The 18507-nt window shown below is 72.9% G+C and carries 16 protein-coding genes; 7 read left to right on the top strand and 9 right to left on the bottom strand.

All coding sequences use genetic code 11. The annotated features are described in order from the left end of the window. The first annotated feature begins 161 nt into the window (after window positions 1-161). Window positions 162-845 (top strand): GntR family transcriptional regulator, encoded by a 684-nt coding sequence (locus BLW86_RS09805; RefSeq protein ID WP_093873672.1) that lies wholly within the window; start codon window positions 162-164, stop codon window positions 843-845. Between the two features lie 172 nt (window positions 846-1017). Here the strand turns inward: BLW86_RS09805 and BLW86_RS09800 are convergent, their stop codons facing one another. Beyond that, window positions 1018-1299, bottom strand: a complete 282-nt coding sequence (locus BLW86_RS09800) for an HPr family phosphocarrier protein (protein WP_015036698.1) — start codon at window positions 1297-1299, stop codon at window positions 1018-1020. A 185-nt stretch (window positions 1300-1484) separates the two neighbouring features. Here BLW86_RS09800 and BLW86_RS09795 point away from each other — a divergent pair, with 185 nt between their 5' ends. The 4 genes from BLW86_RS09795 (at window position 1485) to BLW86_RS09780 (ending at window position 7026) form a co-directional block, all read left to right on the top strand. Continuing rightward, entirely contained in the window at window positions 1485-4463 is a 2979-nt protein-coding gene (locus tag BLW86_RS09795) for a bifunctional acetate--CoA ligase family protein/GNAT family N-acetyltransferase (protein ID WP_177181621.1), read from the top strand. A 67-nt stretch (window positions 4464-4530) separates the two neighbouring features. Further along, window positions 4531-5127, top strand: a complete 597-nt coding sequence (locus BLW86_RS09790) for a DUF5998 family protein (RefSeq protein WP_030687219.1) — start codon at window positions 4531-4533, stop codon at window positions 5125-5127. Further along, window positions 5127-6332 carry an alkaline phosphatase family protein gene (locus BLW86_RS09785; protein WP_093873671.1) on the top strand — a complete coding sequence of 402 codons (1206 nt, stop codon included), beginning with the start codon at window positions 5127-5129 and terminating at the stop codon, window positions 6330-6332. The genes BLW86_RS09790 and BLW86_RS09785 overlap by 1 nt, the downstream gene beginning before the upstream one ends. Before the next feature lie 43 nt (window positions 6333-6375). Continuing rightward, window positions 6376-7026, top strand: coding sequence for a thymidine kinase (locus tag BLW86_RS09780; RefSeq protein WP_093873670.1), 651 nt, complete (start codon window positions 6376-6378; stop codon window positions 7024-7026). Here the strand turns inward: BLW86_RS09780 and BLW86_RS09775 are convergent. The 8 genes from BLW86_RS09775 to BLW86_RS09740 form a co-directional block, all read right to left on the bottom strand. Continuing rightward, complete coding sequence (locus tag BLW86_RS09775) at window positions 7013-7831, bottom strand: polyprenol monophosphomannose synthase (RefSeq protein WP_093873669.1); 819 nt, start codon at window positions 7829-7831, stop codon at window positions 7013-7015. The genes BLW86_RS09780 and BLW86_RS09775 overlap by 14 nt on opposite strands. Window positions 7832-7856: 25 nt before the next feature. Continuing rightward, window positions 7857-8768, bottom strand: coding sequence for an alpha/beta fold hydrolase (locus BLW86_RS09770; RefSeq protein WP_093873668.1), 912 nt, complete (start codon window positions 8766-8768; stop codon window positions 7857-7859). Next, window positions 8768-8980, bottom strand: coding sequence for an MbtH family protein (locus BLW86_RS09765; protein WP_093873667.1), 213 nt, complete (start codon window positions 8978-8980; stop codon window positions 8768-8770). Before BLW86_RS09765 ends, BLW86_RS09770 begins: the two co-directional genes overlap by 1 nt. A 34-nt stretch (window positions 8981-9014) precedes the next feature. Next, complete coding sequence (gene mppR, locus BLW86_RS09760) at window positions 9015-9812, bottom strand: enduracididine biosynthesis enzyme MppR (protein WP_093873666.1); 798 nt, start codon at window positions 9810-9812, stop codon at window positions 9015-9017. Beyond that, window positions 9809-10999, bottom strand: a complete 1191-nt coding sequence (locus BLW86_RS09755; RefSeq protein WP_093873665.1) for an aminotransferase class I/II-fold pyridoxal phosphate-dependent enzyme — start codon at window positions 10997-10999, stop codon at window positions 9809-9811. The genes mppR and BLW86_RS09755 overlap by 4 nt, the downstream gene beginning before the upstream one ends. Continuing rightward, window positions 10999-12150: an enduracididine biosynthesis enzyme MppP gene (gene mppP, locus BLW86_RS09750; RefSeq protein ID WP_256341270.1), complete on the bottom strand. Its 1152-nt coding sequence runs from the start codon at window positions 12148-12150 to the stop codon at window positions 10999-11001. Before mppP ends, BLW86_RS09755 begins: the two co-directional genes overlap by 1 nt. Window positions 12151-12253: 103 nt before the next feature. After that, a complete protein-coding gene (locus BLW86_RS09745; protein WP_093873663.1) occupies window positions 12254-13429 on the bottom strand; it encodes a tryptophan 2,3-dioxygenase family protein in 1176 nt (391 codons plus the stop codon). Further along, window positions 13426-14445, bottom strand: a complete 1020-nt coding sequence (locus BLW86_RS09740) for a methyltransferase (RefSeq protein WP_093873662.1) — start codon at window positions 14443-14445, stop codon at window positions 13426-13428. Before BLW86_RS09740 ends, BLW86_RS09745 begins: the two co-directional genes overlap by 4 nt. Window positions 14446-14892: 447 nt before the next feature. Between BLW86_RS09740 and BLW86_RS09735 the strand changes: the two genes are divergently transcribed. Beyond that, window positions 14893-15645, top strand: coding sequence for an ABC transporter ATP-binding protein (locus BLW86_RS09735; RefSeq protein ID WP_177181927.1), 753 nt, complete (start codon window positions 14893-14895; stop codon window positions 15643-15645). Beyond that, entirely contained in the window at window positions 15639-18341 is a 2703-nt protein-coding gene (locus BLW86_RS09730) for an ABC transporter permease (protein ID WP_256341269.1), read from the top strand. The genes BLW86_RS09735 and BLW86_RS09730 overlap by 7 nt, the downstream gene beginning before the upstream one ends. Window positions 18342-18507: the final 166 nt, after the last annotated feature.

Here is an 18507-nt window from a genome sequence, read left to right as displayed (position 1 = left end):
AAGCCCCGGCTCGTACTGAGCCGGGGCTTTTCGCTGACCGGAAGACACCCATGGATTCCGCCGGGGCATCGGAAATTCCGGCGTGCTGCAATAGAGTCGAAGATCGGCGCAGAACAGGCGCCGCTCGAATTGTCTCGCGCGCACCAAGGCGGAGGTCGGACATGCGCATTCCCGCGCAGTCGGTATGCACGGCGATCCGGGACGACATCGTCTCCGGCGTGTTCGAGCGGGGTGCTCGGCTGACCGAGGAGCAGCTCGCCCGCCGGTACGGGGTCTCCCGGGTCCCGGTCCGCGAGGCGCTGCGCACCCTGGAGTCCGAGGGCTTCGTCGTCACCCGCCGCCACGCGGGCGCCCAGGTCGCCGAGCCGACCGAGCAGGAGGCCGCCGATCTCCTCGACATGCGGGCGCTGCTCGAACCGCTGGGCGCCGCCCGGGCCGCGCAGCGGCGCACCGAGTCGCACCTCAAGGTGCTGCGCGGCCTGGTCAGGCTGGGGCAGGAGCGGGCCAGGCGCGGTCAGGGCGAGGACCTGCGCTCGCTCGGCGGATGGTTCCACGAGACCCTGGCGCAGGCCTCCGGGAGCCCGGCCCTCACGGCGCTGCTCACCCAGCTGCGGCACAAGATCGCCTGGACGCACGTCGTGGAGCAGCCCGCCCAGCCGGTCGAGGCCTGGGCCGAGCACGGCGCGATCGTGGACGCCGTGGCGCGCGGCGACGCCGAGCGGGCGCGGGCGCTGACCGCGCTGCACGCGGAGCGTTCACTGCCGCTGTACCGATTGAAAAATCCGGAGCGCGGCCGTGTGAGGGTCTCGCAACATGCCGTCAACACGACGAGTGCCCGGAATTAACACGCGCGCCGTATACAAAGAGAAGGCATTCGGGCCCGGTATTTCGCGCTGCCTGGAAACGGGTCTCTCTGTTACGGGTCTCTCTATTGGTGGACAGGGCCCGGGGAAAGCGAATGGCCGTGGCCGCCGGAATTCCGGCGGCCACGGCCATTCGTCGTGCGGGGGACCGGGGTCAGACGGTCTCGGGCAGCTCGTCCAGGCCCTCGGCGACCAGCTTCGCCAGGCGGTCGAGGGCGGCCTCGGCGCCGTCGGCCTCCGAAGCGAGAACGATCTCCTCGCCGCCCTGCGCGCCCAGACCGAGCACCGCGAGCATGGAGGCGGCGTTCACGGGGGTGCCGTCGGACTTGGCGATCGTCACCGGCACGCCGGAAGCCGTGGCGGCACGGACGAAGATGGACGCGGGGCGGGCGTGCAGGCCCTCGGCCCAGCCGACGTTGACGCGGCGCTCAGCCATGGTGTTGCCCTTCAAGTCTCAAGCGGGTTGTCTAGACCAGTCTCTCACGGGTTGCGCGGTGCTCACGCCGACCTCCGGCCCGGACCGGACCGCCCTTCGGCCCTCCCTACCTTGCAACACCTTGCATCGCGCACCCCCGCGCCGCGACCGGTGCCGCAGTCGTGTCGCGGTCGTAGGCTGACCCCATGCAGAGCGCGTCGGAGCAGTCGGAAGCGGCGGAACCACCGGCACCCCCGGCGCCGCCGGAGCACGCCTACCCCGACCACTGGGAGGCGGACGTGGTGCTCCGCGACGGCGGCACCGCGCGCATCAGGCCCATCACGGCCGACGACGCCGACCGGCTCGTCAGCTTCTACGAGCAGGTCTCGGACGAGTCGAAGTACTACCGCTTCTTCGCCCCCTACCCGCGCCTGTCCGCCAAGGACGTGCACCGCTTCACCCACCACGACTTCGTGGACCGGGTCGGGCTCGCGGCGACCGTCGGCGGCGAGTTCATCGCCACCGTCCGCTACGACCGCATCGACGAGCGGGGGCTGCCCGCCTCGGCCCCCGCCGACGAGGCCGAGGTCGCCTTCCTGGTCCAGGACGCGCACCAGGGGAGGGGCGTCGCCTCCGCCCTCCTCGAACACATCGCGGCGGTCGCGCGCGAGCGGGACATCCGGCGCTTCGCCGCCGAGGTGCTCCCCGCCAACACCAAGATGATCAAGGTCTTCACCGACGCGGGCTACACCCAGAAGCGCAGCTTCGAGGACGGCTCCGTCCGCCTCCACCTCGACCTCGAACCGACCGACCGCTCCCTCGCCGTCCAGCGCGCGCGGGAGCAGCGCGCCGAGGCGCGCTCCGTGCAGCGCCTCCTCACCCCCCGGTCCGTGGCCGTCGTCGGCGCCGGACGCGCACCCGGCGGCGTCGGCCGGACCGTGCTCCGCAACCTCCTCGGCGCCGGCTTCACGGGACGGGTGTACGCGGTGAACGCCGCGCTCACCGGAGAGACCGAGCTCGACGGCGTCCCCGCCCACCCCTCCGTCGGCGCCATCGGCGAACCGGTGGACCTGGCCGTCGTCGCCGTCCCCGCCGAGCGGGTGCCCGAGGCCGTCGCGGACTGCGGCGAACACGGAGTGCGCGGCCTCGTCGTGCTCTCCGCCGGATACGCCGAGAGCGGGGCCGCCGGCCGCGAGCGCCAGCGCGAGCTCGTACGGCAGGCCCGCTCGTACGGCATGCGGATCATCGGCCCCAACGCCTTCGGGATCATCAACACCGCCGCCGACGTCCGGCTCAACGCCTCCCTCGCCCCACAGATGCCGGCCGCCGGGCGGATCGGGCTCTTCACCCAGTCCGGCGCCATCGGGATCGCCCTCCTCGCCGGACTGCACCGGCGCGGCGCGGGGCTCTCCTCCTTCATCTCGGCCGGCAACCGCGCCGACGTCTCCGGCAACGACTTCCTCCAGCACTGGTACGACGACCCCGGCACCGACGTCGTCCTCCTCTACCTGGAGTCGATCGGCAATCCGCGGAAGTTCACCCGGCTCGCCCGCCGCACCGCCGCCGTCAAGCCGGTCGTGGTCGTCAAGGGCGCCCGGCACAGCGGCAGCGCCCCGCCCGGCCACCGGGTGCCGGTCACCCGCATCCCGCACGCCACGGTCTCCGCCCTGCTCCGCCAGGCCGGGGTCATCCGCGTCGACACCGTCACCGAACTCGTCGACGCAGGACTGCTCCTCGCCGCCCAGCCGCTGCCCGCCGGACCCAGGGTCGCGATCCTCGGCAACTCCGAGTCGCTCGGCCTCCTCACGTACGACGCCTGCCTGACCGAGGGGCTGCGCCCGCTGCGGCCGCTCGACCTCACGACGGCGGCGGTCCCGGCGGACTTCCGGGACGCGCTCGCGGCGGCGCTCGCCGACGAGACGTCCGACGCGGTCGTCGTCAACGCGATCCCCTGGGTGGGCGAGGACGGGGCCACCGAGTTCGGCGACGGCGAGGTGCTCGCGGCCGCCCTCCGCGAGGCCGTCGCCTCCGCCCCCGCGCCGACGAAGCCGGTCGTCGTCGTCCACGTCGAGATGGGCGGCCTCGCGGAGGCCCTCGCGGTGGCGACGAGCACCCGGCCGACGGCGGCGGGGCGCGGGGCCCTCACCCCGGAGAACCGTTCCGGCGGTGCTCCGGTGGGGGCCCGCCCCGAAGCGCCCCCCGCCGGTCCGGTGGGAGCGGGAGGTCCCGGTTCCGGGGCCGGCCCGGCGTCCTCGCCGCGTCCCGAGGCGGCCACGGGCACCACCCCGACGCGGCCCGACGCCCCCTCGGGGGCCACCATCCCCGCCTACCCCGCCGCCGAGCGGGCCGTGCGGGCCCTCGCCGAGGCCGTGCGGTACGGGCAGTGGCGACGGCAGGCCGCCGATCCCGGGCGGGTGCCCGAGTACGAGGACATCGACGAGGCCGGGGCCGCCGCGCTCATCGAGGGGGTCCTCGGCGCCGACGAGGTGGACGCCCGCGGTGTGACCCTCGACACCGAGGAGGCCGGGGCGCTGCTCGCCCGGTACGGCATCACCGTCCTGCCGACCCTCCCCGCGCCCGGGCCCGACGCCGCCGTCGCGGCCGCCGCCCGGCTCGGCTACCCCGTCGCGCTCAAGACGACCGCCCCCCACCTCCGCCACCGCCCCGACCTCGGGGGCGTCCGGCTGGACCTCGCCACCGAGGGGCAGCTGCGCACGGCCTACGCCGAGCTGACCGAGGTGCTCGGCAAGCCGGAGGAGCTCCAGCCGGTCGTCCAGGCGATGGTGCCCCGGGGCGTCGACACCGTCGTGCGCTCGGCGATCGACCCGGCCGTCGGCGCCGTCCTCTCCTTCGGCCTCTCGGGCGCGGCCTCGGAGCTGCTCGGCGACACGGCCCACCGGCTGGTTCCGGCCACCGACCGGGACGCCGCCGAGCTCGTCCGTTCCCTCCGCACCGCCCCGCTGCTCTTCGGCTGGCGCGGCTCCGCCCCGGTCGACACCCCGGCTCTGGAAGAGCTGCTGCTGAGGGTCTCCCGGCTCGTCGACGACCACCCCGAGGTGGTCGCGGTCTCCCTGGAGCCGGTGGTCGTGGCGCCCCGCGGACTCTCCGTCCTCGGCGCGACCGTCCGGCTGGCCCCGCCCGCGCCCCGCACCGACCTCGGGCCGCGGAGCCTGCCCCGTTACTGAGGTCCGCGGGGCCCGCCCCGTCGTGGACGGGCCTGAGGGGGCCCCTCGGCCCCGTAGGATGGAGTCCATGGCAAAGAGCGGTACGACGACCCAGGGGCTGCGCGCGGCGATCGAGCGCAGCGGCTACTACCCGGCCCTCGTGGCCGAGGCGGTGGAGGCCGCCGTCGGCGGCGAGGCCATCGCGTCGTACGTGGTCCACCAGGAGACCACCTTCGACGCGAACGAGGTCCGGCGCCACGTCACCGTCCTCGTCCTGACGCCGCACCGCTTCATCGTCAGCCACACCGACGAGCAGTCCGCCGACACGAGCTCCCCGACGCCGTACGCCACCACCTCCACCGAGTCCGTGAAGCTCGACCGGATCTCGTCGGTCGTCGTCAGCCGCGTCGTCGCCAACCCCGAGTCGTACACCCCGGGCACGCTGCCCCGCGAGGTGGTCCTCACCATCGGCTGGGGCGCCGTCTCCCGCATCGACCTGGAGCCCGCCGCCTGCGGCGACCCCAACTGCGACGCCGACCACGGCTACACCGGCAACGCCACCGCCGACGACCTCAGCCTGCGCGTGAGCGACGCCGGCGACGGCCCGGACACCGTCCGGCAGACCCTCGCGTTCGCCCAGGCCCTCTCCGAAGCCATCGCGGCGACCGCCGCGCCCACCCGCTGATGGTCCAGCCCACCGCCGTGACCCACGGCTGGCCCGACGACCCGGTCCCGCTCGCCCCGGAGACCGCGCCGGTGCCCGAGTACGCCTCCGGCTCGCTCGGCGACCTGCTGCCGACGCTCGTGGCGGGCCAGGACGTGCCCGGTTTCGAGGCGCGGATCGCGGAGCTGGCCCCGGCCGACCGGAACTGCGTCTTCCTGATCGACGGACTCGGCTGGGAGCAGATCAAGGCGCATCCGGACGAGGCCCCGTACCTGACCTCGCTCCTCGGCTCCTCGCGGGGCGGCACGGGCCGCCCGATCACCGCCGGCTTCCCCGCCACCACCGCGACCTCGCTCGCCTCCGTGGGCACCGGCAGCCACCCCGGGACGCACGGACTGTCCGGCTACACCGTGCGCAACCCGGAGACCGGCGAGCTGATGAACCAGCTGCGCTGGAAGCCGTGGACCGCGCCGCAGGTCTGGCAGCCGTACCCCACCGTCTTCCAGTTCGCCCACGAGGCCGGGATCCACACCGCCCAGGTGTCGTCCCCGATCTTCGAGCAGACCCCGCTCACCAAGGTCGCGCTCAGTGGCGGAACGTTTCACGGGCGGCTCTCCGGCGAGGAGCGCATGGACTTCGCCGCCGAGCAGCTCGCCGCCGGCGACCGCTCGCTGGTCTACACGTACTACAGCGAACTCGACGGCGCGGGCCACCGCTTCGGCATCGACTCCGACGCCTGGCGCGGCCAGCTGATGTTCGTCGACCGGCTCGTGCAGCGGCTCGCCGAGCAGCTGCCGCCGCGCTCGGCCCTGTACGTCACGGCCGACCACGGCATGGTCGACATCCCCTTCGACGAGCAGCACCGCATCGACTTCGACGAGGACTGGGAGCTGAGCGCGGGCGTCGCCCTCCTCGGCGGCGAGGGACGGGCCCGCCACGTCTACGCCGTGCCCGGCGCCGAGACGGACGTCCTCACCTGCTGGCGCGAGGTCGTCGGCGAGCAGTTCTGGGTGGCGAGCCGGGACGAGGCCATCTCCCTCGGCTGGTTCGGTGCCGAGATCGACGATCGGGTGTACGGCCGGATCGGCGACGTCGTCGTCGCGGCCCACGACGACGTGGCGATCACCGCCTCCGTCAACGAGCCCAACGAGTCCGCGATGGTTGGCATGCACGGGTCCATGACCCCCGCGGAGCAGCTCGTCCCGCTGCTCGAAGTCCGCTCCTGATCGCCGCCCCCACTCCCACGACCCGAAAGGTCCCTGTTCCGTCATGCCCGAGCTGGTCTTCTTCTCCGGAACCATGGACTGCGGGAAGAGCACCCTGGCGCTCCAGATCGCCCACAACCGCGATGCGCGGGGGCTTCAGGGCGTGATCTTCACCCGCGACGACCGGGCGGGCGAGGGCAAGCTGTCCTCCCGGCTCGGCCTGGTGACGGAGGCGGTCGAGGCACCGCGGGACATGGACCTGTACGCGTACCTGGTCACCCAGCTCTCCCAGGGCGGCAAGGCCGACTACGTGATCGTGGACGAGGCCCAGTTCCTCGCCCCGGAGCAGATCGACCAGCTCGCCCGCATCGTCGACGACCTCGACCTGGACGTCTTCGCCTTCGGGATCACGACGGACTTCCGCACGAAGCTGTTCCCGGGCTCGCAGCGGCTGATCGAGCTGGCGGACCGGATCGAGCAGCTCCAGGTCGAGGCGCTGTGCTGGTGCGGTGCCCGCGCCACGCACAACGCCCGCACGGTGGGCGGCGAGATGGTCGTCGAGGGCGAGCAGGTCGTCGTCGGGGACGTGAACCGTCCGGCAGAGGAGATCGGCTACGAGGTCCTCTGCCGCCGCCACCACCGCCGCCGGGCCACCTCGGCCTCCGCCCGGGCGGGCGCCCTCTCGCCCGACGTGCTGCCGGTCACCTCGGACTGACCCGCGCGGGCCCGCCGCTCCCACCCTCCTCCCGACCGCCTCGGACGTGACCTCGGACCGTGAGGTCCCGGCCCTGCCCGCCGCCGAAGCGCAGCCTCCACGGGGTGAGGGCGGATTCGAGCTGTACCCCCAGATCCATCTTCGACGTGCCCTGCCCGCGCTCCTCGAAGTGGATCGGCACTTCGAGGAGGGTGAACCCCCGCCTGACGGCCCGGTGGTTCATCTCGACCTGGAAGGAGTACCCGTTGCTGTGCACGGAGTCCAGGTCGAGCGCGCGCAGTGTCTCGGCCCGCCATGCCTTGAACCCGGCGGTGGCGTCCTTCAGGCCCAGCCGCAGGATCGCGTTCACGTAGACGTTGGCCCAGGCCGACAGCGCCCTGCGGGACCGGGGCCACTCGGAGGCGGTCGAGCCGCCGGCCACGTAGCGCGAACCGATCACGGCGGCGGCGTCCTCCGTCAGCAGCGTGTCGAGCATGACGGGGATCGCCGAGGCCGGGTGCGAGAGGTCGGCGTCCATCTGGACCACGACGTCGGCACCCTCGTCCAGCGCACGGGCCATTCCGGCGAGGTAGGCGCGGCCGAGTCCGTCCTTGGTGCGGCGGTGCAGCACGCCGACGGTGTCCGGCGCGTCGGCGGCGAGCTTGTCCGCGACCTCGCCGGTGCCGTCGGGCGAGTCGTCGTCGACCACGAGCAGATGCAGGTTCGGCACCGGCAGGTCCGCGAGCAGACCGGCCAGCACGGGCAGGTTGTCCCGCTCGTTGTAGGTCGGCACGACGACAACGGTCTTCGGGGACACGACGGCCATCGACGGCTCCTCGGTCGGAAACGGTTCAGGGGCTGGTGACCCGGGCGTGGGGCGCGGCACGGCCCGCCCGGGCGAAGGGGTGGCCTGCCGACCCGACCGGTGGGACACCTCCGAGGGGGCGGGCCGGAACGGCGCGGAAGAAATCGAGGATCTGGCGGTTCACCTCCTCCGGCCGCTCCAGATACCCGTAGTGGCCCGCGCGGTTGATCAGACGGTGGACGGCGCCGGGGATGGCCTCGGCCACCTCGGCGACCAGGTGCGGGGGTGTGACCAGGTCGTCGGCGAAGGCCAGGACCAGACACGGCGTGGTGATCGTGGCGTAGGCCGCGAGGCGGCCGGGGTCCGGCGTGATGGCGAGCTGGTGCCGCAGTCCCGGGCCGGTGGACAGCGACTGCTCGAACACCGACAGCCAGTCGGACACCTCGATGTCGTCGTTGAGGGTGTGCGGGGACAGGTTCTGGATCGCCTGCAGGGCCGCGTGGTACCGCCGCGGCAGCGTGATGCCGGAGTCCAGCAGCTCGATCTCGGCCCGGGCGGCGGCCGCGCGCAGTCGGTCGTTGCGGCCTCGGGTGGCCATCAGCACGGCGGCGGTGGCCAACTCGGGCCGGGTCAGCAGCAGTTCCTCCACCACGTGCGCGCCGAGCGAGGTCCCCACCAGTCGGCAGGGACCGGCGTCCAGGTGCTCGACGAGCGCCGCCAGGTCGGCCGCGAGATCGCCGACCGTCAGACCCGCCTCGCCGGGGTCGCTGGGAGGCACGCCCCGGGAGTCGTACGTGATCACCCGATGGCCGGCCGCGACGAGCGCCGGTACCTGGTGGAGGTGCCACGCCCGCCCGCGACCGCCCGCGCCCATGACCAGGACGACCGGCTCCCCGCCCGCCGGGCCGGCGATGTCGTCGTAGTGCAGCCGTACGCCGCCGACGGTCGCGACGCCCATCAGCGTGCGGTCATGCGGTCGGCCAGGCTCTTCGGACGCATGTCGGTCCAGTGCTCCTCGACGTACGCGAGGCAGGTCGCGCGGTCCGTGTCGGCCAGCGCGATCCGCCAACCCTCGGGAACGGCGGCGAAGGCGGGCCAGAGCGAATGCTGCCCCTCGTCGTTGACCAGCACCTTGAAGGTCGCGTCGGGGGCGTCGAACGGATTGGTCATCTTCTGCTCCTTCTGGTCCTTCTGGGGAGGGGGGTCAGGCGAGTGTCCGGCCGGAGACGAGGGTCTCGGCGTATCCGAAGACATGGCCGCGCCCGACCGATACCGGTCGCAGCGAGGCGAAGTCCGCGTCGAGCACGTCGAACATCTCGAGGTGCGCGTCGCCCGACCACACCTCGGAGAACTCGACCCCCGTGACGGTCGAGGTCACCAGCTCGACGGGAGGCTCCTCCCCGGTGACCCAGGACGGCTGGACCCGGCTGTGCACCAGCGGCACGGTGTGCAGCGCCGGCGGTTCGGCGGCCGGAGCGGTCACGCTCACCGAGGCCTGGACGAACCGGCGGCCTCCGGTCGACGCGGTGCCGTGGTACGTGCCCGCGGCCGAGCCCAGGGGCCCCGCCTTGCCGACGCGCATCGGCCGGGTCTGGTGCAGTTCGCCGAACTGCTTCGGCATTCCCTGCACCCAGCCGCGCAGCAGCGGCACGGGCTGGTCGACCCAGGCGTACGGGCACCGGGCCAGGGGGCGGCCGCGGTACTCGCAGCCGAGCAGGATCAGGAACTCGCCGAACTGGCTGGTGCCCGGATCGGCCAGCTCGGTGCCCGGCTCCGAGCACCACTGCCAGTGCGCGAAGACCGCGGCGGCCCGCCCCGGGTCGGCGCCGAGGTCGAGCTCGGGCGGGAGGAACGCCGCCGCTGCCGCCGGATCCACGCGGTAGTCGACCATGACGACCTCGCCGGAGAAGTGCCACGGCGGGGGAGTCAACATGGCCGAGGTGCCGGAGGGGGAGAGCGGAAGACTGTAGCCGCGCAGGCGGCTGAGGACGGAACTGGTCATCGAGGGGTCTCCTCGTTTCTCCAGGCGGCGACGAGCCGCGCGGCGGCCTCCGCCAGACGGTCGGGGGAGTTGAGGCTGTACGCGAGCCGCAGATGGGTGCCGGCCGCGCTGCCGTAGCGGGAGCCCGGTGCCACCGCGACACCCGCCCGGCCGGCCGCGGCGAGCAACGACGCCTCGCCGCGTCGCGGGCCGAAGTCCAGCCAGAGGAAGAAACCGCCGGCCGGACAGTCGACGGTCACCGACTCGCCCAGGCCGACCCGCAGGGCCGCCACGAGGGTGTCGCGTCGCAGTCGGAGTCCCTCGCGCAGCCAGGAGAGGCGCCGGTCGTAGCGGCCGTCCCCCATGAGCATGGTCACGGCCAGGGAGGTCAGATGGTTGAGCGCTCCGCCACTGACCAGCTGACCACGGCCGGTCAGCGTCCTGATCAGGTCCGGTTCGGCCTCCAGCCAGCCCAGCCGCAGGCCCGGTCCGAGTGTCTTGGCGAACGAGCCGAGCCGGATCACGCCCCGCCGTCCGGCCAGCGCGGCGAGCGAGGGCGGCAGGGCGATGCGGTCCAGGCCCAACTCCGCGTACGCGTCGTCTTCCACGATCGGCACGCCGTGCCGGGCGGCGACGGCGAGCAGCTCCCGGCGGCGCGCCTCGCCCGCGACCGTGCCGGTCGGGTTGTGGAACGTCGGCGTCAGGTAGACGAACGCCACCTCGTCGCCCCGGGACGAGAACAGGGACAGGGACCGGTCCAGGGCCTCGGGCCGTACGCCCTCACCGTCCGCGTCCACCTCGCGCAGGCGCAGACCGTGGTCGGTCATGATCTTCCGGCCCAGGTCGTAACAGGTGCGTTCGACCAGGACGGACCGGCCGGGCCGGCCGAGGACGGTGCACAACAGGGCCAGCGCCTGCGAGGTGCCGGCGGTGACCATGACCTCCTCGGCCGTGCAGCCGTGACGGGCGGCCAGCAGGGCGCGCAGCGGCTCGGCTCCGGCGTTGGCACCGTAACCGAGCGCGGCGGGGCCGAACTCGGCGAGGGCCTCCGCGTAGAGCGGACGCACCTCGTCGACCGGCAGCAGGCCCGGTTCGAGGTAGCCGGGCTCCAGGTCGATGACGCCGGGCGGGGAGACGGCCTGCACCACCCCCGCACGCCACCAGCGGGCGTGCGGGAGCGGCGGGACCGCCGTATGCGGTCGAAGCATCAGCCCTGCAGCTCCGACGTGTCCAGCAGGGCCGAGCGCAGCACCCGCGCGCCCGCGAGCAGGGTGGACGGGTTGCGCGAGAGGGCCAGGCGCAGCATCCGCTCGCCCTCCTGCGGCCTCGCCCAGTGGAACTTCTGGCAGGGCAGCACGTAGAGGCTCTGGGAGCGGACCGCCGACCAGACGTCCATGCCCAGCCGCGAGCCCACGTGCAGGCGCTCCACGCTGGCCCGGGCGTGTTCGTCGACGAAGGCGATGTCGGGCACGCCGTCGAGAGCGGCACGCACGAGGGCCCGGTGGTCGGCGATCGTCCGCTGCAGCTCGGCCAGGCCGCCGTCCGCCCCGTCGTCCGCGAAGCGCTTCACCAGGAGCAGGACCAGCGGCGAGGTGCCGAGCAGGATGTCCGAGTGGATCTTCTCGATCGGCAGGTCCACATCGGCCGAGCGGACCAGCCAGCCGATCTTGAGTTCGAGCGTGGGCCACAGCTTGCCGGTGTCCTCGATGACCACCCAGCGGCAGCCGCTCGCGTCGAGCACGGCGTAGTGGTCGAACTGCGCGGCGGGGTCGAAGCCCCTGAACGAGGTGTCCAGGGCCAGCACCACGCCGTGCTCGGCGCACTGCTCGGCGAGCCGGCGCAGCCGGTCCTCGCTCATCACCCGCCCGGTCGGGTTGTTCGGCGTCGTGATGAAGACGCAGCCGACCTGTTCGAGCAGCTCGGCCGGCAGGTCCTCGTCGTGGGCCGACTCCTCCTCGACCGGCACGAGCCGCAGGCCGACCCCGCGCAGGATGTCGGGGATGTTGTCGAAGGTGGGGTGGATCAGCGCCACCGCGTCGGTCGTGGTGACCAGCGAGCGGGCGAGGATCTCCATGGCCACGGAGGACGAGTAGCAGCTCAGCGTCCGCCCGGCGGCGAACGGATGACCGTGCTGGCCGAGCATGCCGAAGAACGACTCGGCGGCCTCCCGCTCGATCTCGTCCACCGGGCGCAGGACGGCCTCGGCCCACATGTCCGGCAGCTCGGAGACGATCTTGCTCTGCGCGGCCGTGAGTTGCTGGCGCGCGTGTCCGTCGGCCAGGTTCATCGGACTGGCGAGGGCGAGGGTCTCGAATTGGGTCAGGTTCTCCGCGGAGACTTTCGGCAGAATTCTGTTCACAAGCACCCCTTGAACGAGTGGCGGGCGAAGCGTGCTTGGAGCCACGGCAGGTGCCGGGACTCACCGGCGCTCGGGCGCCGGGATAGGAATCGAGTGACCTCCGTCAGCAGAAGGCGAACCGGGTGAGCAACTGCTCGGCATCGTCGATACGGTCACCGGAGGCCAGTCCGGCTTTTCCGACGAAGCGTTTGAGGTAACCGGCACCCTCGGTGCCGCCGGACCCCGTCATCTCCGGGAGATAGCGGCGTCCGAATCCGTAGTGCCGGCCGCGCCAGACGTGCAGCGGCGCCTCGCCCGCCTCGAACGCCTCGCGGACGTCGGGGTCGCCGGCGCCGGCCGCGGCGTCCCGCAGGGACGTGAACCCGCGCAGCAGCGGACTGCTGACCGGGGCCAGGTGCGCGAACCGCCCGTAGGTCTCGGTCTTCCGTTCGTCGTAGCCGTACACCACCAGCTCCATCAGGTGGTAGTTGAGCGACTGGACCGCGCTGGCGTTCCCGGTCGCCTCCCGGAAGCCCATGAAGAGCTCCGGGGTCAGCGTCCGCAGCGCGTGGAAGACGACGTTCAGGAGCTCGGCCGCCGAGGCGAACTGGCTCAGGCGCAGGACGTACGCGGCGCGGTCGCGGCCGATCGCCTCGGTGGCGCGGCGCGCGGTCCAGCGGACGAGGAAGAAGAGGATCTCGCAGGCCTGCACGGAGCGCATGAACATGTGCTCGTCGTGCTTGTCCGACCGGCGGAACCCCGAGCAGCGGTTGACCACGAGCAGGTCGCGGACCAGCACGTCGTCGTGGTCGGCGAGCCGGACCAGCTCGGCGCTCGCCATGGTGCGGTCCGGGCCGAGCGGGGACCTGCCCAGGTGGTCGAGGACGGCCTCCAGGCGGCGCACGCGTTCCGCGCCCTCCTCGACGGTCGTCTCGTGCAGCCCGGCCTCGCGCTCCTCCAGCGCGATCAGGTCGGTCACGAGCGCGTGCAGAAGCAGCAGGCTCGCCTCGTACGGGTCCTCCCGCCGGGCGAGGTACCAGCCAGCCACGTGCAGTCCGGCGTACCGGTAGTACTCGGGTATGTCGAGGCGCCGGCTGAACGGGCGGGTCAGGAGCCGCAGGATCTCGTTCTCGTCGGTCTCCGGTCCGGCCACGGCCGCGTCGTGGCGCTCGGACAGCCGGATGACCTCCTCCTCGGGCAGCTCGGCGAGGGGCGTGCCGTGCAGCCGGTCGGCCAACTCGGCGCAGGACGCGGGCAGTTCCCGCGAGCGGGCCGGGGCGAGGGAGCGTACGGCGTTCATCGCCCGGCCTCGCTCTCGGTGCGCCGCCGACCGATGACCAGGTGCTTGTCGCCGCCGGAGCGCCGTACGGTGCCGTCCGTGAAGCCGGCGCGGCGCAGCAGCTCCAGGTACTCGGCGGCCGTACGGTGCCGGCCCTCGGTCTCGACGTGCATGGAGAGGTTCATGACGGCCGTGGCGAGCGGGCCGCCGCGGTCGTCGTCGAAGAGCCGCTCCATGATCAGGACCCGGCCGCCGGGGAGGCACGCCTCGTAGGCCTTGCGCAGCAGCGCCGCGCAGGTCTCGTCGTCCCAGTCGGACAGGATGTAGCCGAAGGCGAAGCAGTCGCCGGCCGGCAGCGGATCGCGGAAGAAGTCGCCGGCCGCGAAGTCCAGCCGGTCGTCGAGCTTGTGCTCGACGGCCCGCGCGATCAGGTGGGGACCGACCTGGGGGAGGTCGAACACGGTCGAGCGCAGCTGCGGAAAGGCGTGCAGAGCGGCCACCGAGAAGGGTCCGCTCGCCCCGCCGACGTCGATCAGCCGCCGGGAGTCGCCCAGGTCGGCCAGGGCGGCGAGCTCGTGCGAGACGTGGTGGCTGAGGCCCCACATCGCGTTCAGGAAGCGGCCCACCGACTCGTCGTCGCGGTAGAGGGACTCGAACGGAGCCGGCACGTCCCGGTCGGTCTCGGCCTTGCCGACGCGCAGGTAGCCGTCGAGCCGTCCGAACTGTCCGGCGGTGTCGTCGATCAGGTGGTCGACGAATCCCATCAGGTAGCGGGGGTCCTCGCGGTCGACGTAGGGCCGCACGCCCGCCGCGAGGGCGTAGCGCCCGTCTTCCGCGTCGAGGACGCCGAAGGAGGCCAGCACCAGCAGGAGTCGCTCCAGGGTGTCCTCGTCGACGCTCAGGGCGGCCGCGATCTTCTCGGCGCTGTCGCCGCCGTGTCGTGTCAGGTGCTCGAAGACGCCGTGCCTGTCCGCGACGCGCAGGGCGTGGGTGGCGTACATTCCGTAGACGGCGCGTTCCAGATTCGCAGGAATCATTTTTTCGCTGCCCATCGATGCAAGGGAACTGTCAAGCCTTCATCGGCGCGGCGAATTGTCGACGCGGCCGCCGAGATCTCCGGGCGCGGTGCACCCATTAGCCGGTGGTAAAGAATCCTCCGGGTCGTCGAGAAGTATTTCGGTGGGCGTGGCGGATCGGCCATCTTGTTGCCCGCAGAGTGAAACCCCCAGCTCGGGACCGCTCCCCGGCCCTCCTGCTCCGGCCCCGGTCCGGGGTCGGCACGAGGGAGGCCGAGGGGCGGCAGGAGGCGGCCGCCGCGCGTCGGACGTCGGGATTCGGCCACGCGGCCGGGCGGGGGGATCAGCGGCGAAAGAAAAGACCACAGGTGGGGGCGGTATTCGTGAGTGTTCGAGACGCGGCTCGAAATCGGTTTTCCGCCGGATCCGGTTGATCGGGTGGCGCGTCGAACGGTACCGTTCCGCAAAATGGGGAAAGGGTGTGCAGTGGCTGGCAGGTATGCTCTCTTATTGGAATCCGTGACAAAAACCTACGGTTCCGGCCGTAACGCGGTCACAGCCTTGGACGACGTGACGATGGGCGTGCCGCGAGGAACATTCATCGCCATCATGGGCCCCTCGGGCTCGGGCAAGAGCACGTTCCTGCACTGCTCGGCGGGCCTCGACAGACCCACGAACGGGGGCGTGACCCTCGGCGACACCCGGCTGGCCGGCCTGAACGAGGAGCAGCTCACCGAGATCCGCAGGGAACGGGTCGGATTCGTCTTCCAGGCCTACAACCTGCTCGACTCGCTCACCGTCGCCGACAACGTGGGCCTGCCCTTCCGGCTGGCCGGTGCCCCCGTCCCCGCCGACCGGGTGCGCGCCGAGCTGGCGAACGTCGGGCTCGCCGACATGGGCGACCGCTATCCCGGGCAGCTCTCCGGCGGCCAGCGGCAGCGGGTGGCCATCGCCCGCGCCCTCATCACGGGACCCGACGTGATCTTCGCCGACGAGCCGACCGGCGCGCTCGACACACGGACCGGCAAGCAGGTCCTGGAACTGCTGCGGGGGGTCGTCGACCGGACCGGTCAGACCGTGGTGATGGTGACCCACGATCCGGTGGCCGCCTCGCACGCGGACTCGGTGACCTTCCTGGCCGACGGCCGGCTGGCCGGCGAACTCGCCGCGCCGACGCCGGAGAAGGTGGCCGAGCGGATGACCAGGCTGGGTGAGTGGTGAGCCGCGGGAGCGTGGCCGGGGCGGCGGATCCGCCGCCCGGCAAGAAGGCGGAGAAGGCCAGGAGAGCGGAAGAGGCCAAGGAGGCCAGGAAGGCGGAGAAGGCCAGAAGGGAGGAAGGGGCCAAGGAGGCCAAGAGGGCGAAGAAGGCCGAGAAGGCCAGGAAGAAGGTCCGCACGCTCTCGCGCCAGAACCTCTCGCTGGCCTGGAGCACGATCCGCGGCCGCAAGGGCGGCTTCGCGGCGGTGCTGATCGCCGTCGCGGTCGGCTCCGCCGTCATCAGCGCCTGCGGTGTGCTGCTGGAGACCGGCATCAGCTCGGGAGCCCCGGCCGAGCGGTACCACGGGGCGGCCGTGGTCGTCGGCGGCTACCAGGCCATGTCCGTCGAGGGCGACACGGACCCGCGGCTCTCCGAGCGGGTCAGGCTGCCCGCCGACACGGTCGCGAAGGTCGCCGCGGTCAAGGGCGTCGCGTCCGCCGTCGGGGACGTCAGCGTCCGTACGACCGTCCTCGAGAAGGGCTCCGTGCTCGACGGCCCGCCCGTGTACGGACACGGCTGGTCCGCCTCGGTGCTCACGCCGTTCACGCTGCGCTCGGGCACCCCGCCGCGAGCGGCCGACGACGTCGTGCTCGACGGCGACCTCGCCCGGCGGGCCGGGCTCGCCCCGGGAGACACGGTCACGCTGGTGACCGGGTCGGCCCCGAGGTCGTACCGGGTCAGCGGCGTCGCCGAGCCCGCGGCCCCGTTCGCCCGGCAGTCGGCGGTCTTCTTCACCGACGACCGGGCGGCGCGGCTCCACGGCCCGCCCGGCACGGTCGACGCCGTCGGGGTGCTGGCCGCGCAGGGGACCGACGCGGGCGACCTCGCCGACCGGATCGAGAAGGCCGTGCCCGGGGCGGTCACGTACACCGGCGACGACCGCAGCGACGTCGAGACGCTCGACGTCGGGCAGATGCGGGCGTTCGTCATCGAGGTGGCCAGTGCGTTCGGCGCCACCATGATCCTCCTCGTGGTCATCGTGGTCGCCGGCACGCTGGCGCTGTCGGTGCAGCAGCGGCGCCGCGAGCTGGCCCTGCTGCGGGCCGTCGGTGCCACCCCCCGGCAGGTGCTGCGCATGATCGGGGGCGAGGCCGTGCTCGTCGGCGGGATCGGTGCCGTGCTCGGCGCCGTCCCCGGCGTCCTGCTCGCCATGCTGCTGCACACCGTTTTCACGGCGGCCGGTGCGCTGCCGCCCGGATTCTCCCTGGTGATCACGCCGCTGCCGCTGCTGTTCGCCCTGCTGATCTGCGTCCTCGCGGCCCGGATCGGCGGCTGGCTCGCGGCCCGCCGCGCCGCGAAGGTCAGCGCCGTCGAAGCGCTCGGCGACGTGGCGGTCGAGCCCAAGAAGCTCGGCTGGTTCCGTCTCTCCCTCGGTGTGCTGCTCGTGCCCGCGGGCCTGGCCGTGGCGGTCGTGCTGCCGATCGTGCTGCCCGGTGAGGCGGCGATCGAGGGCGCCGCCAGCTCCGCCCTGGTCCTGGTGATCGCCGTCGGCCTGCTCGGACCGAAGCTGTTCGGCGGCGTCGCGAAGCTGCTCGGCCGCCGCCCGGGCGAGGTCACCCGGTTCCTCGCCCTCGCCAACTCCCGGGCCAGGGCCCGCCGGGTCAGCGCTGCCACCACCCCGCTGATCATGGGCGTGACCATGGCGTCCGCACAGCTCTTCAGCGGCACGACGCTCGCCGCGACCGCCCACGACCAGGCCGTCGACGGCGTGATCGCCGACCACGTGGTGACCTCCGTCGGCGCGGGCATCTCACCGGACCTGGCCGAGGAGCTCCGCCGCGTCCCCGGCGTCCGCACGGTCGGCCGGGTCGCCCGGACCTCGACGATCCTCACGTGGCCCGACGGCGACAGCATCCAGTACCGGGTCTCCACGGCGCAGGGCGTCGACCCCGCCGCCGTACCGGACACCCTGGACCTGGGCGTGCTGCGCGGCGATCTGAGCGGTCTCACCGGATCCACGGTCGCCCTCAGCCGCCTCGTGGCCGGCACGGTCGGCGCCGACGTGGGCGACCGGGTCGAGGTGCACCTCGGCGACGGCACCGTCGAGAAGGCCCGGGTGGTCGCGGTCTACGAGAACGGGCTCGGCTTCGGCGACGTCACGCTGCCCCACGACGTGGTCGTCGCGCACACCACCGACCGCCTCGACCAGTGGCTGATGGTGAACTCCGACCGGGAGGCGGAGCTGACCGCGGCGCTGAAGGCGTATCCGACGTTGAGCGTGGGCGACGCCGGGGCGGTCACCGCCGCGCCGACCGACGGCGCGGGCGACGGCGGGATCAGCCTCGTGCTCAACGCCGTACTGCTCGGCTATCTCGCCATCGCCGTCGTCAACACCCTGGTCATGGCGACGATCTCACGGCGCCGCGAGTTCGCCCTGCTGCGCCTCGTCGGCACCCGCACCGCCCAGGTCAGGGCGATGATGCGCCAGGAGGCGGGCATCATCGTGCTCTCCGCGGTCGTCGTCGGCACGATCGCCGCGCTGCCGTCGCTGATCGGGATGAGCTACGCCATCCGGCACTCGGTCTTCCCCTCCATCCCGCCCCTGCTCTACCTCGGCATCGTGGTCGCGGCCGCGGCGATCGCCTGGCCCGCCGTGATGCTGCCGGCCCGGCTCGCCCTGCGGCCCCCCGCCGTGGAGGCGATCGCCCAGCCCGAGTGACGTACGACCGCTGAAGCGGGTGAGGCGTGGCCCCGGCCGCGCCTCACCCGCTTCGCGCATCCCGGGGGCCCGTCGAGCGGGCAGTTTCCTCACCGCTCAAGAACGTGGAGCCGGTCCGCCTTCGCACGCCAAGCTCGACCGTCGAACAGATCCGCGCCCCACGCGT

This window comes from Streptomyces sp. TLI_105 (assembly GCF_900105415.1).
In the GTDB taxonomy this organism is placed as follows: domain Bacteria; phylum Actinomycetota; class Actinomycetes; order Streptomycetales; family Streptomycetaceae; genus Streptomyces.
The sequence above is the reverse complement of the archived record's forward strand: the minus strand, read 5'-3'. Positions and strand labels throughout refer to the sequence as shown.

Excerpts from the sequence above, each read along its gene's own strand:
- BLW86_RS09805 (WP_093873672.1), top strand. The coding sequence starts at position 162 with ATGCGCATTCCCGCGCAGTCGGTATGCACGGCGATCCGGGACGACATC.
- BLW86_RS09800 (WP_015036698.1), bottom strand. The coding sequence starts at position 1,299 with ATGGCTGAGCGCCGCGTCAACGTCGGCTGGGCCGAGGGCCTGCACGCC.
- BLW86_RS09795 (WP_177181621.1), top strand. The coding sequence starts at position 1,485 with ATGCAGAGCGCGTCGGAGCAGTCGGAAGCGGCGGAACCACCGGCACCC.
- BLW86_RS09790 (WP_030687219.1), top strand. The coding sequence starts at position 4,531 with ATGGCAAAGAGCGGTACGACGACCCAGGGGCTGCGCGCGGCGATCGAG.
- BLW86_RS09785 (WP_093873671.1), top strand. The coding sequence starts at position 5,127 with ATGGTCCAGCCCACCGCCGTGACCCACGGCTGGCCCGACGACCCGGTC.
- BLW86_RS09780 (WP_093873670.1), top strand. The coding sequence starts at position 6,376 with ATGCCCGAGCTGGTCTTCTTCTCCGGAACCATGGACTGCGGGAAGAGC.
- BLW86_RS09775 (WP_093873669.1), bottom strand. The coding sequence starts at position 7,831 with ATGGCCGTCGTGTCCCCGAAGACCGTTGTCGTCGTGCCGACCTACAAC.
- BLW86_RS09770 (WP_093873668.1), bottom strand. The coding sequence starts at position 8,768 with ATGGGCGTCGCGACCGTCGGCGGCGTACGGCTGCACTACGACGACATC.
- BLW86_RS09765 (WP_093873667.1), bottom strand. The coding sequence starts at position 8,980 with ATGACCAATCCGTTCGACGCCCCCGACGCGACCTTCAAGGTGCTGGTC.
- mppR (WP_093873666.1), bottom strand. The coding sequence starts at position 9,812 with ATGACCAGTTCCGTCCTCAGCCGCCTGCGCGGCTACAGTCTTCCGCTC.
- BLW86_RS09755 (WP_093873665.1), bottom strand. The coding sequence starts at position 10,999 with ATGCTTCGACCGCATACGGCGGTCCCGCCGCTCCCGCACGCCCGCTGG.
- BLW86_RS09745 (WP_093873663.1), bottom strand. The coding sequence starts at position 13,429 with ATGAACGCCGTACGCTCCCTCGCCCCGGCCCGCTCGCGGGAACTGCCC.
- BLW86_RS09740 (WP_093873662.1), bottom strand. The coding sequence starts at position 14,445 with ATGATTCCTGCGAATCTGGAACGCGCCGTCTACGGAATGTACGCCACC.
- BLW86_RS09735 (WP_177181927.1), top strand. The coding sequence starts at position 14,893 with ATGGGGAAAGGGTGTGCAGTGGCTGGCAGGTATGCTCTCTTATTGGAA.